This is a genomic window from Candidatus Foliamicus sp. (genome assembly GCF_965221325.1).
GTDB lineage: Bacteria > Pseudomonadota > Gammaproteobacteria > Steroidobacterales > Foliamicaceae > Foliamicus.
This window is the reverse complement of record NZ_OZ244880.1, coordinates 1380036-1392110: the sequence shown is the minus strand read 5'-3', so window position 1 is coordinate 1392110 and position 12075 is coordinate 1380036. Positions and strand designations below refer to the sequence as shown.

Sequence of the window (12075 nt, the reverse complement as noted above, 5' to 3'; positions counted from 1 at the left end):
AGCCACCGCAGCGTCAGAGCGTTTTCAGGTAGGCGATGAGCGCTGCGCGATTCTGCGCGCTCGGCAGACCGACAAAGCTCATCGTGTTACCGGGCACCAGGTTCGCCGGACGTTCCAGCCAGGCATCAAGCTTTTCTTCGTCCCAGACGAATTCCTGCGCCTTCAGGGCATCGGAATAGACCGAATCTTCGAGGCTTGCGGCAGGCCGATTGAATATCCCGGCCAGGTTAGGTCCAATCTTGCTGCCGGACACGGCTTCGGTGGCATGGCAGGCCTGACAGAACACATAGAGCCGTTTGCCTCGCGTTACCAGCCTGGGGTCGGCGGGCTCGGCATCGGCCGCAGCGAAAGAGGCGTCTTGTGCATCGAGCGGTCGGGTCAGGGTGGTGACCCACCCCAGCACGACCAGGCACAGGACGCCGGTGATTAGTCTTGCGTATTTTGAATGCATTATGCGCGCTCCAGGATTTCAACTGCGGTTCTCTCGCCGCTCTCCAGCGCCGATTCCATGCCGAAGTCCATGCGCCGCGTGTGTTCGCCCGCGAAGTGCAGGCGCCGATGCGGCTCGATCATTTCCTTGGCGAAGCGCGTGATCTGCCCCGGTGCGAACATGTGCCGGCAGCCCTGAATATAGGGATTCTTTCGCCAGCCGTAGAGGGCCAGGATGCGAAACTTGCCGCGTGTGGCGGGACGCACACGGGCAAGCTCGGACTGGATCAGCGCGAGGGCCTGGTCTTCGGGCAACTGATCGATGCGCGACGATCCCAGACCGGTGAAAGTGATGACGAAGCGGTGCTTGTCCTCCCCTGGGCGCTTGCCGAGCAGCCACACGGTTTGTATGGTTTCGTCCGTCCAGAACGAAGGCTCCAGCCCGTCCTCTTCCCAGAATGGTTCTTCCACCACTCCGAAAGCGCGCGTGGTGCCCCTGTAGGGCAGGCCAAGGATCGCTTCAGCCTGACGGCCAGCAAAGCCGGGCGACACCCATATATTGCGCAGCGTGGAGAACGGCACCGCCGCCACCACGAAGTCGGCGCGATAGCGGCTGCCGTCCATGCAGCGGATTTCCGCGTCCGGCCCGGACATGTCGATTTCGGCAACCAGCTTGCCGTAGCGGACCCGGTCGCCAAGCGCCTCCGCCATGGCTTCCGGCAATCGGGATGTGCCGCCTTCAACGTTTCTGACCGGTGGAATATCCTCTCCCTCTTGCCGGGTTGCGGCCAAACCATACGCTGTTCTCGGCTTTTCGGACTCAGTTCTTCCAAAGTTCGCGTCAAACTGCGTTCGCGTACCTTCCTGCATCATGCCCAAGCTGGATGTGGAGCGTATGTCCAGCGAAGAGGCGGCCAGCCGGATAGCTGCTTCGGAAACCCCATTCTGCCGAAACAGGTCGAGCATCGCGATGTCGTAGGAAGCAAATTCCGGGTCCAGCCAGTCGTCCAGATTCTTGAGTGGATTCAGCCGCGACAGCAAGCTCATGCCTACCAGTGCCGGAGGTACCTCGCGCTCGTCGGCGGACATCTCATTGTGCGGGGAATCGGGCCAGTCTGCCGAAGAAATCCAGTTGCCGCGCACATAGTTGGACATGGGCAATATGACGCGGTGCTCGGCGACCAGATTCAGGTCGAAGCGAGCGCACAAATCGATGGCACGCGCGTACGAGCGCCCTATCTGGCTGGCGCCGTACTCGGGCCGTGTCTCGATCCCATCGCCGGTATAGGCTCGCCCTCCGACACGGCGCGAGCCTTCCAGCAGAAGCACGTCCAGGCCGAAATCCGATAGCAGCAGCGAGCTGTTTAGCCCGGATAGACCGCCGCCTATAACCACTACCGTGGCCTTCTCCGCTGCGCGCGCTCCTTCAGGCCGCAAGAGCGAATACGAGAGCGGCAGAACGGAAAGCGATAGCGCGCTCTTCAATACCTGCCTGCGATGAATACTCATGTATGACCTCCGATAGGTTTGTGCGCTGACCTCACACCTGAATCGACTCGCCGTCGAGGCGTTCCTGGTCAGCCAGCCGATGAGATTTACGCGCCTTCAGAGGCGGCCCATAGACCCGGCTGGAACTGACCGGCGCATTCGGATCGACCCCGCTGGGACGCACGAACACACCCTTCGCGTAGTAACTCTCCAGCCGCGACTTCAGAGGTCCGAAGCCCACATAGGGATTCTCCAGAGGATCCGAACCCCAGAGGTTGTTGGGCAGGCCCACTTCGCCGGCGTAGATCTGTGCATAGACCTCCGGATCGTCCCACAGAGGCAGATGGGTCAAGGGATTGGCGCGCGCCCGCTGCAGGGCCTTGAGATCTACGGTCCCTGTCAGAATGCAGGCGCCCGGACCGTCCGCCACGCCTTGTACGCTGCCGTCGAAGTTCACCATCTTGGTATAGCCGCGCATTTGCGCCGTGGGGAGTTCGCCGTTGCCGTGATGGAAAAACTCCGCTCCGGGCATCGCCGAAAGCACGTAGGCCGTGTTCTCGAACGCCCGGGTGACGCGTGCGGCGTCCCAGCCGGACCGCTGGCTGCCATGTCCCTCGGAGCTGGGATGGATGATTATTTCCGCTCCGTACTGGGTCAGCATACGCGCTACTTCCGGATGCGCCTGGTCGAAGCAGACCATGGTGCCGAGTTGGCCGATGGGCGTGTCGGCCACCGGAAACAGGAAGTCGTAACCGTAGATGTCCAGGTAGCGGTCATAGATGCTGCTGGGGGTCGTGTCCGGCAGCGAACCCCAGACGTCCGCGCACTGAATCTTCCGATAGCGGTGTATGAGTTCGCCGGTGTCGCCGAGAATAAAGGCGGAGTTGAATACATGCCCGGGCAGCTTGTCGTCGATTTCGAAGCTGGAACCGGCCACGTACACCTTGTGCTTGAGGGCGAAATCCTGCAGCAGCTCCATCTCCGGGCCCGGGTAGCGAATGGCAAGGCGCTGCAGTGTTATCGGCGAGCGGAAGCCATGCCCGCCCTGGCCGTGCATGAAGAACTCGGGCATCACCACCAGTTTGATGCTGGGGCTGGACGCCAGCCGCTCGGCAAGCCGCATGGCCCGCAGGGTATTGTCGCGGCGCAGCGCGTGTACATCGTCCTCGCGCCGAATCAGCTTGCCCATAGTCTGCGTGAGAATCACGTCGTATTGCTCGATACGCTCGGGATGCGAAGGCGCCGGGCGCTGGGCCTGACGGCGACCGCACTCTCCGATCCATTCAGCGCGCGTCCGAGGCGGCGGAGGCAGAGGCTCGGCGCGGGAATCGATCAGCCGCTGGTAACCGTCGGCATATAGGTTGGCGCGCAGGTGCAGCGGCTGTACGGCGAAGATGTCGTTGCGCCGGCGCCGCAGCCGCTGAATGTCGAGGTCGGGAAGCAGCAGATCCGTCTCGCCCGTGGCGCAAGTGGCCGCGCCGTTGAAGTCGATCAGGCGCGAGCAAGCCGGTCTGCGGGGACGCCCGCCCACTGCTCCGGCGACCGCCACGAATCCGGTGTTCTCCCAAGCGCGGGCCCGGCGGGCATTGAGCCGCGCCTCGAAGAGATGGTCGTTCACTTCGGCGACAGGGTTGAGGATGATTTCCGCACCGGCCCAAGTGAGCGCGCGCGCCAGGTGCGCGAACAGGGCATCCTCACCCGGCAGGATGCCGACCTGTCCGAGTCCCGTGCTTGCGGTCTGGAACTTGGCGGGGCGGCCCAGAGCCGAACTGCATTCCGACCTGAAACCGTTTGCGAGATCGGGGGATATCTTGGGCGCCGCGAGCAATGCTTCGCCTCCAGCGGACATCAGAAAGCCGATAGTGACGACCCCGTCCTTGCTCATCATCGGTGCCGCTCCAGCGAGCAGGATGCTTTCACGCGCGGCGATCTCGCCGAGAGCGGCGAGCAGCGCGCTCTGCTCGGGCGCTTCATCCGCCGGTTCGGCCTGCGGCAAGAGCAGCAACGGTTCGTCCAGAGCGTCGAGCTGCCGCTGCCGTACCTGCTCCATGGCGTTATGAATGTTGGTGGCGAGCGCGGCCGCGTCGCCCGCACTCCAGGCTGTTTGTGAAATGATCAGCATGGTGATGCTCCTGATTTCATTATGCCGGCGCTCCGCCTGGTGCCGGTTACCCGCTTTCCGGCCGCATCATGGCTTGCAGCCGCTTATTGATCTCTTGCTGCTTGCTGGCGGAAACTTCGAATGTCGAAATCACGAGCAGGACGAGGACAGCGCCCAGCAGGCAGAACCCGGCGGAAAAATACGCCAACGCCTCGACTTTCTCCTGCGGCACTGTACCGACTTCCGCACCAGCCGGAAAGTTGATGATATCGAGGTAGATGCCGGTGAGGAACGTCATGATGGCGTCCGCGGCCTTGATCGCGAAGCTTCCGAAGCCGCTGATCAACGCCTGCTGACGCTTGCCGGTATTGACTTCGTGTTCGTCGGCCACGTCCGCAGCCAGCGCGCCGATGGCAATGAAGTACACCCCCAGCAACACGCCGGCGGCGAAAAATATGCCGACCAGGATGTAAGCCAGCTCGTCCGATCCCGCCGGCGGGAGAAGCCCGAAAACGGGCAACAACACGGCCAGCGCCGACAGCAGCGTGAAACCGGACATGCCCACCGAAAGGTAGAGCTTGCGATTCACCACCTTGACCACGAACGGCAGCAACACTCCCGCGAAAGCGCCAATGTATTGGGCCGATACCACCCATTGGGTCAGGTCCGGAGGCGTTTGCCAGAGGTAGGTCACGAGATGCACTTTCAGCACGGAAATCGAAACGATCGAGAAGAACACGACGATCGCCAGAATCAGAGACCTGCGCACATTGGGGGTGACAGTCATGGCGGAGATGACGGCTCGCAGCGCCTCCATCGGGCCGATGCGCGGCCTGGGCAGCGGCGGCTCCATGCGCTCGATTTCCCGAATCGGCTTGAGCGTGCCGGCGATACAGATCAGCATGGCGACCACCGCGATGGCGGCGAAGGTGGCTGCAAATGGCGGGTAGTTCGCAGGGTCCAGTTGCCCGCGCGAACGATCGCCGCTTTCGAGAAAGAAATAGCCGAACGCAAGCAGCGGCAAGCTGATGCGCGCCAGGTTCTGGCCGATGTTGGAAAAGGCGATGATCCTGGGACGAATGACCGGATCGCGGCTAAGTTCGGCCCCCACCGCCTTGGTCGGTACGATGTAAAGCGTAATGAAGAGCCGGTTGAGGATCGCGAAGGCCAGCAGCCAGCCGAAGAGTCCGGCTTGACCAAGCCCGGCCGGTGGCACGAACAGGCCGTAAAAACTGAACCCGAAGGGCAGGGCGGCCAGCATCATCAGGGTGTGCCGGCGTCCGAATTTGAGACCCTGGATCCGGTCGGAGAGAAAACCGACATAGGGGTCGGTCACGGCGTCGACGGCCAGAGCGATGAGCAGCGCGATTCCGGTCAGGGTGCCGGACAGTCCATGCACTTGGGTGTACAGGAACAGCACGAAGAGGTCCCAGGAGTAGTTCTTGATGCTGTCCGGCAAGCCGCCGCAGCCGTAAAACGCCATGGTGTACCAAGGCGTTTTCAACTCCAGGGCGTTGGCGCCCTGTTGCGGTGGCTTGGCGGGCGACTTCATGCCACGCCGTCCGCGCCGATCCATTCCTTCATTTCCGGGCGGTACTTGTGCATTTGCTCCAGGTATTCCTGAGGAAGGCTCTCCACGTCACGCGCCTTATGACCGGATGCATGCCAGACGGCAATGCCGGCGCCCTCCGGCATCCGCATCCACCGCTGAAACGGCGCCACGAAGGTGGAGTTGAAACGGACTTCGAGCCGCGGCGCGTCAAAATCGGCGGCCGCGCGCCGATCGAGAAAACTGGTGGCGAACTCCTTCATCGGAATGGGGCGCTGGGCGGGCCGGTCCTTGTAGCCGCTGGACATGGCATACGCGCCCTGGGCGGTCCAGAGCTGGTGGATGACGGCCTCGAAACCGCTGCGCATGTCCCGCTCCACGATGCCGCGGCTGGTAAGCGCGACTATCCGCTCGGCGCCCGAAATATTGGGTTCGACAGTGATTTCCTGTCCGGAAATCGGATTGCGCCAGACGCTGCCGTTCAGGGTTTCGTTGGTGTGCGGATCCTTGAACGAAGTGAAGATTCTGTATTGAAACTGGAACTCGTTGTCGCCCAGAGCCACAATGCGCTTCATTTCGCAGCCTTCCATGCGAAACAGCAACTCCGGGTTGCGGTCGCCGTAAATCGCGAGATAGCCGCCGCGCCACCATTGCGGAGATATCCGGCCCGACAGATCGCCCTGGGCGCGCAGGAAGTTGTGGAAAGCCTTCTGCGGATCACGCATCCAGGGGTCCTTGAGCTCGGGGGAATCGCCGAGTTCTGCCGCGCCCCCCGCCAGGTCCAGCGCACCGGCAAGGCCTGGCAGCAAGCCGAGACCTGCTGCGCCGAGCAGATTACGGCGGTCGAGCAGCGGAAAACCATGGTCATTCATTGCATTTCCTCCGGAAGCGGTTGATCAGGCAGGCGGCCCATAGCCCTCAACCTGCGCGCAAAACCCGAAGGTTCGGCGTCGAATTCGGGCGATTGCTCGAAACGGTCGCCGAAATCGGTGCGCGCGGCGGCCAGGTAATCGTCGTCCAGAGCGTCGAGCGAATCAACCTTATAGCCCTGCACATGCCACAATAGATGGCCGGGATGTTCGCCCATTCCCATCCACGGAAAAAACGGCATCAGCACGTAACCCGCAAATGTGGCCGGCGCCGAATCTAGATCGGGGTCGGCCAGCTCGGCGGCCCGGGCGAAAATAGTGAGTTTCGACCCGGCCGGCGGGCGAATGAATTCGGGTGGCCATTGGAACTCTCCCTGAAACGACACGCTCTGGCCGACGGCGCGGGTTACGACGTTGAAGCCGAGGTCCGCATAGAACTCCGGGAAGGCCTGCCGCATGACGCGAAAGATGACGCCGCGCGGCGAGATCTCGCGGCCTTCCTTCATCCTGCTGACAAAGGGAACGACCTTGTTGAGCTCGCCGGTGAGAGGATTGCGGAACTCGCGTAGCACTTCGTCGGTTTCGAAGTCGCAATAGTAGGTCACCAGGCTGTCGAAGCTCAGGAATTCCGTGTGCGATAGCGGGCGCACCCACTGTTGCTCACAACCCTTCACGCGCAGCAGCGGCACTACCTGGTCCGGCGGCAGCATGCAATGCACTTCGGCGCGGGTGGACCAGATTGCGCGGCCGGGCGTCAAGCGGGTGCTGGCCTTGACGAAAGCGCGCACGCGGTCTGCCTGGCTTTCCAGATTGAGCGCTGCGTCATTGGGCTGCTGCGAAGTGGAGACCGCCGCCTTGCCGCAGCCGGCCCCCAATACGGCGCTTCCGCCGAGCATTCCCAGTAGTTGCCGACGGCTCGTTTGCCAGTCAGCGTGCATTCGCGTAGCGCATCAGGACCCGTTCGTGCTCCCCTCAAGAGATCCATAGTTTACGAGATAGATTGTCTGCTCTTTGCTCGTTGGCGCTGACAGGCTTCTGCGACGAAAGGGCGCACAGCGTACACTTTGCGCGTTCAGGCAGTATCCGAAGATTTACCCGTGACCCCACTCATCAGCCGGCGGGACGCACTTCTCGGCCTGACTGCGGCGGCAGTCTGGCCCAGGCTCGGCCGCGGCAGCGCCGTGCGTACCACGACCCGCTCGGACGTGCTCGTTGTGGGAGCAGGGCTGGCGGGATTGCACGCCGCCTCGCTGCTGGCCGAACAAGGCGCCAAGGTTACTGTGCTGGAAGCCCAGGATCGCGTCGGCGGGCGCCTGCAGAGTTTCGATGGCTTGCCGGGTGCGCCGGAAGCGGGCGGCGACAGCATTCTCGGCGGCTATGGGCGGGTGCTCGCAGTCGCCCGGCAGCTTGGTTTGCGCCTTGTTGACCACGCATCGCGGCGCGGGCTGTCACGTCCAGAAATCGCCCTGCAAGGGAAAATCATTCCGCGCGCCGCATGGCCTTCGCATCCGGGCAACCTGCTTCCGGCGGATTTCAGGAACGAGTTTCCCGGCCGTCGTTTCTTCGAAAAGACAATCGCCGGTCATAATCCGCTAGCCAATCACGACGACTGGCTGCTGCCGCAAAGCCAGGCTCTGGATCAATCCGTATACGAATTTCTGAACGAGCTGGGATGGAGTGCCGACACGATCGCACAAAACTACGAAATCAACATTGGGCGCGGCTCTTCGGCACACGACTGCTCGATATTGATCTGGTTTTTTCGCGTGGCCTGGGATGCCGTGCAGAGCCAGCTCGGCGAACTTGCAGCCAAGATCGAAGGCGGCAATGAGCGGTTGGCGCAATCTATGGCGGCGGCATTGCCAGGCGATGTGCTGCGCCGGCGCCGGGTTGTGGGGGTTACCCAGGGCGGCGGGCAAGTCGAGGTGCTCACGGACGATGGTGGCCGCCATCTGGCTCGGCAAGCGATCTGCGCAGTGCCCGTTGCTCCGATGCGCTGGATAGGCTTCGATCCCGGGTTGCCGCCGATTCTCGATCGGGCCATCAAGCTGTTGCCGGCCATGATGATCAACAAGATCGTGCTTCATGCCAAGCAGAATTTCTGGGAAGACGACGGACTCGACCCCGCCATGTGGACGGATACCCCGCTGGGCGAGGTCCGCGCATTGCGCCAGTTGACAGACAGTCATGAGATTACCGGACTCATGGCCAGGGCCCGCGGTTTCATGGCCCAGCGACTGGACCGGCTGGGCGAGAAGGCCGCGCGCGCGCTGGTGGTCAAGGAGTACGAACGTCTGCGACCGGCGGCGCAGGGGAAACTCGAGGTGGTGGGTTACAAGAGCTGGCACATGGATCCTTATGCAGGGGGCGGCTGGACCGAATGGCGGCCGGGACAGTTGCACGAATACCTGCCACGATTTTCGGAGCCCTTCGGGCGGCTACGCTTTTGCGGTGAGCACACGGCGGTGTCCAACCGTGGCATGGAGGCGGCAATGGAATCTGCCGAGCGCGCCGCGGTCGGGGCGCTGTTGGAACTGTGAGTCCGAATGGCATGGCCAAGACCTGCGCTACCAGGCGCGGATACCTGTTTCGGGCGCCGAGCGATTCTCGGTTCGGCAGTTTGCGGATGATGCGAGCCATTTGCGGGCCGCTGCGGGTACGCTGCGGGTGGCGGGCGCTGCGCATGACGGGGGCCGCACTGGCCGTGATCGGGTTTGTGGGACTGTATCCGGCTGCAGCGTTCGATGCGGACCAGGCTTCTGACCAGGCGCCCGAGAGTTCGCCGGCGCTCCGAGAGCGGCTGGCGGGAGCCAATGCCGCCCGGGGCCGGCTTCTGTATCTGCAATGCCGATCCTGTCACAGCCTTGAGAAGGGCGACAACAAGGTCGTGGGGCCTTCTCTCTTTGGCTTGTTCGGCAGTGCCGCCGGCACCGCTGAAGGTTTTGACTACTCGCAGTCGCTGGCTGAGTCCGGCATCGTGTGGACACCGGAGATACTCGACCGGTGGCTGGCCCGGCCCAGCGATTTTCTGCCGGGCAACCGCATGGTGTTCGCCGGCCTTGGCGATCCCGAAGATCGTTCCGACCTGATCCTCTACCTGCAGCAAGCCACGCGGGCACAGGATGAAGAGTCTCGGTAACCGGCCGCCAATCTATAATCCAGACACCAAAGCGGCGGCTTGTGACGGCTATGCCCGCAGTCTTGTCAGGTTATGAAATCAAGAGGAATATCAATGCATTCTGTGCAGCTTTCTAAATCCGGCCTCGAACATCTGGCGGTTCAGTCGGTGTCGACGCCGGAGCCGGGTGACGGGGAGGTGCTGGTGCGCATGCGCGCGGCAGCCGTAAATTACCGCGATTACATGATCTGCGCGGGCTTCTACGGAGGCGAGAAAAATTTTCCGCTCATCCCGCTGTCGGATGGCGCCGGTGTCGTGGAAGCGGTAGGTGCGGACGTGTCGCAATACCGTCCCGGCGACCGTGTGATGACGGTGTTCTGGCAGGACTGGGAATCACAGCCCGTGCGTTCCGGGATGCGCACCCGCTCGACCGGCTGCGAGGCGCCTGGTGCGCTGACCGAATTGGGATTGTTTCCCGAGCGCGGGCTGCTGCCGGTTCCCGAAGGGATGAACATGGAAACCGCCGCCGCATTGGCTTGCGCCGGCGTGACGGCCTGGACGGCGCTGCATTGCGGAGGGCGCCTGGGGCCAAGCTCCAAAGTACTGATGTTGGGAACCGGAGGGGTGTCGATATTCGCCTTGCAGATCGCAAAATCGCTGGGTGCAACTGCAGTCATTACCTCGTCGAGCGACGACAAGCTTGAGAGGGCCAAAGAGCTGGGTGCAGACGAAACCATCAATTACAGCGACACGCCCGAGTGGGGCCTGGAGGCATTCAAGCGCACCGGCGGCGTGGATGTGGTCGTCGAAACCGGCGGGATGGCAACTCTGGGCCAATCGCTACAAGCTCTGGGCCTTAACGGAGCTGTTGGAATGCTGGGGGCATTGGGCGGAATAAGCGCAGAATTGAACGCAATGGCGCTGATCGGGAAATGCGCAAGTATTCATGGCATTACGGTGGGTGCCCGCGAGGATCACGCTGCTCTGGCCGAGCACCTTGCGCAACATGGCATTTCGGCGGTCATCGACCGTGAATTCGCCCTGTCCGAGGGACCTGAAGCCATTCAGGCCATCGCGCGCGGCGAGCACTTCGGCAAGCTGCTGGTCAGAATCGGTTAGTCCACCTCGTTAGCACGGGTGCCGGCAATGCTTGATGCGCAGGGGCTCACTCTGTGGAGAGGCGAGCGGCGCTTGTTTCACGAACTGTCGTTTTCACTGCAAGCGGGACACATGCTTCTGCTGCGCGGTCGCAACGGTTCCGGCAAGACATCGTTGCTGCGGGTGCTGTCGGGCTTGTTACCGGCTGAAAACGGTGAGCTGCTGCTTGACGGTGTATCTCTGCGTGCCGATCCAGCCGCTTATGCGCGCAAGTTGGGCTGGCTGGGGCACAAGGATGGCGTCAAGGGCGAATTGAGCACACTCCGCAACCTGGCTTTTCTCTTGCGCCTTGCCGGGCGAGCCGGGGACGAGCGGGAATTGCTTGAGCGGGCGGGCTTGAAGGGTCTGGAAGATCGCCCCGCCGCGCGGCTTTCCTACGGCCAGCGGCGTCGGCTGGCGCTGGCCGGGCTGGTAGGCGTCCGAGCGCCGCTCTGGTTACTGGACGAACCCGATTCCAATCTTGATGCTCAGGGTCGATCCTGGCTGATGCGTGAAGTCTCCAAGCACCTGGAGCAAGGAGGTTGCGCGGTTCTGGCCGGTCATCGTGAGGCATGGGATGTGGATGCGCCCAGCGCGCAACTGATCCTGGGCGTCGGGAAATGAGATTGTGGCTGAACATTCTGCGACAGGAGATCTTAATATACATTAAGAAATGGAATCATATAATTATTAATATTACTTTTTTCACTTGCTCCACCTCCTTGTTCCCGATTGTTGCCGGGATGGACGAATCACTTTCGGGCTGGAGCGCCAGCATCATATGGGTGGCGGCGCTGCTTTCGATGCTGCTCGCTATGCCCTTGCTGTTTCAACCTGATCGGGAAGACGGGGTGCTTGACCTGATGCTGCTTAGCGCTGTTGATCCGGCGGCAATTGCGTTAGCCAAGGCACTGGCCAATTGGTGCATATTCGCGCTGCCTCTGGTGCTGCTGTCGCCGCTGTTGGCATACAGCTACGGCGTGACTGGTATAGCGCTGTTGATACTGCCGGCCACACTGGCGATTGGAACACCGGCCTTAAGCCTACTGGCAACGCTGGCGGCGGCGCTGACATCAGGCTTGCGGCGGGGGGCTGGATTGCTGGCGGTGCTGGTGTTGCCCCTGTCGTTACCGGTGTTGTTGTTCGGAGCGCGCGCGGTGGAATTGGCAGCCGCGGGCAGCCCGCCGGCTGCTCCGCTAATGATGCTGGCGGCGTTTCTGCTGCTCGCGTTGGGACTCTTGCCGTGGGCCTGCGCCGCGTCATTGCGGGCCACGGCAAACTAGTCCTCATATCTCATTCAGATTCCTGGCTTCGATCCGGTCTGTTGAGATATTCGGGGCTGGCTCATTTTGCGCTATGCGCTGCCGCTTTGCCCGGACATCCG

At 62.3% G+C, this 12075-nt stretch carries 11 protein-coding genes; 5 read left to right on the top strand and 6 right to left on the bottom strand.

Going from position 1 to position 12075, the window contains the following annotated elements; genetic code table 11:
* Positions 1-13: 13 nt before the first annotated feature.
* From ACWCOO_RS06165 to ACWCOO_RS06140, 6 genes are read right to left on the bottom strand one after another with little or no spacing between them, the layout of a single operon-like run.
* Positions 14-451 carry a c-type cytochrome gene (locus ACWCOO_RS06165; protein ID WP_446830124.1) on the bottom strand — a complete coding sequence of 146 codons (438 nt, stop codon included), beginning with the start codon at positions 449-451 and terminating at the stop codon, positions 14-16.
* The gene (locus ACWCOO_RS06160) at positions 451-1938 is read right to left on the bottom strand and encodes a flavin monoamine oxidase family protein (RefSeq protein WP_446830123.1); all 1488 of its coding nucleotides are present in this window, start codon (positions 1936-1938) and stop codon (positions 451-453) included. The genes ACWCOO_RS06165 and ACWCOO_RS06160 overlap by 1 nt, the downstream gene beginning before the upstream one ends.
* A 31-nt stretch (positions 1939-1969) precedes the next feature.
* Positions 1970-4039, bottom strand: coding sequence for a nitrilase-related carbon-nitrogen hydrolase (locus ACWCOO_RS06155; protein WP_446830122.1), 2070 nt, complete (start codon positions 4037-4039; stop codon positions 1970-1972).
* 46 nt (positions 4040-4085) lie between these two features.
* The gene (locus ACWCOO_RS06150) at positions 4086-5570 is read right to left on the bottom strand and encodes an MFS transporter (protein WP_446830121.1); all 1485 of its coding nucleotides are present in this window, start codon (positions 5568-5570) and stop codon (positions 4086-4088) included.
* Positions 5567-6439 (bottom strand): DUF1838 family protein, encoded by an 873-nt coding sequence (locus ACWCOO_RS06145; RefSeq protein WP_446830120.1) that lies wholly within the window; start codon positions 6437-6439, stop codon positions 5567-5569. Before ACWCOO_RS06145 ends, ACWCOO_RS06150 begins: the two co-directional genes overlap by 4 nt.
* On the bottom strand, positions 6436-7374 hold the full coding sequence (locus ACWCOO_RS06140) for a DUF1838 family protein (protein ID WP_446830119.1): 939 nt from the start codon (positions 7372-7374) through the stop codon (positions 6436-6438). The genes ACWCOO_RS06145 and ACWCOO_RS06140 overlap by 4 nt, the downstream gene beginning before the upstream one ends.
* A 159-nt stretch (positions 7375-7533) precedes the next feature.
* Between ACWCOO_RS06140 and ACWCOO_RS06135 the strand changes: the two genes are divergently transcribed.
* From ACWCOO_RS06135 to ACWCOO_RS06115, 5 genes are all read left to right on the top strand, one after another.
* Positions 7534-8976 carry a flavin monoamine oxidase family protein gene (locus ACWCOO_RS06135; protein WP_446830118.1) on the top strand — a complete coding sequence of 481 codons (1443 nt, stop codon included), beginning with the start codon at positions 7534-7536 and terminating at the stop codon, positions 8974-8976.
* A gap of 143 nt (positions 8977-9119) precedes the next feature.
* Positions 9120-9575: a c-type cytochrome gene (locus ACWCOO_RS06130; protein ID WP_446830117.1), complete on the top strand. Its 456-nt coding sequence runs from the start codon at positions 9120-9122 to the stop codon at positions 9573-9575.
* 102 nt (positions 9576-9677) lie between these two features.
* On the top strand, positions 9678-10673 hold the full coding sequence (locus ACWCOO_RS06125) for a zinc-dependent alcohol dehydrogenase family protein (RefSeq protein ID WP_446830116.1): 996 nt from the start codon (positions 9678-9680) through the stop codon (positions 10671-10673).
* Between the two features lie 27 nt (positions 10674-10700).
* A complete protein-coding gene (ccmA, locus tag ACWCOO_RS06120; protein ID WP_446830115.1) occupies positions 10701-11315 on the top strand; it encodes a cytochrome c biogenesis heme-transporting ATPase CcmA in 615 nt (204 codons plus the stop codon).
* Positions 11264-11974 (top strand): heme exporter protein CcmB, encoded by a 711-nt coding sequence (locus tag ACWCOO_RS06115; RefSeq protein WP_446830114.1) that lies wholly within the window; start codon positions 11264-11266, stop codon positions 11972-11974. The genes ccmA and ACWCOO_RS06115 overlap by 52 nt, the downstream gene beginning before the upstream one ends.
* Positions 11975-12075: the final 101 nt, after the last annotated feature.

Coding starts and splice junctions, on each gene's coding strand:
- ACWCOO_RS06140 (WP_446830119.1), bottom strand. CDS start 7,374: ATGCACGCTGACTGGCAAACGAGCCGTCGGCAACTACTGGGAATGCTC.
- ACWCOO_RS06115 (WP_446830114.1), top strand. CDS start 11,264: ATGGGATGTGGATGCGCCCAGCGCGCAACTGATCCTGGGCGTCGGGAA.
- ACWCOO_RS06145 (WP_446830120.1), bottom strand. CDS start 6,439: ATGAATGACCATGGTTTTCCGCTGCTCGACCGCCGTAATCTGCTCGGC.
- ACWCOO_RS06160 (WP_446830123.1), bottom strand. CDS start 1,938: ATGAGTATTCATCGCAGGCAGGTATTGAAGAGCGCGCTATCGCTTTCC.
- ccmA (WP_446830115.1), top strand. CDS start 10,701: ATGCTTGATGCGCAGGGGCTCACTCTGTGGAGAGGCGAGCGGCGCTTG.
- ACWCOO_RS06150 (WP_446830121.1), bottom strand. CDS start 5,570: ATGAAGTCGCCCGCCAAGCCACCGCAACAGGGCGCCAACGCCCTGGAG.
- ACWCOO_RS06155 (WP_446830122.1), bottom strand. CDS start 4,039: ATGCTGATCATTTCACAAACAGCCTGGAGTGCGGGCGACGCGGCCGCG.
- ACWCOO_RS06130 (WP_446830117.1), top strand. CDS start 9,120: ATGACGGGGGCCGCACTGGCCGTGATCGGGTTTGTGGGACTGTATCCG.
- ACWCOO_RS06165 (WP_446830124.1), bottom strand. CDS start 451: ATGCATTCAAAATACGCAAGACTAATCACCGGCGTCCTGTGCCTGGTC.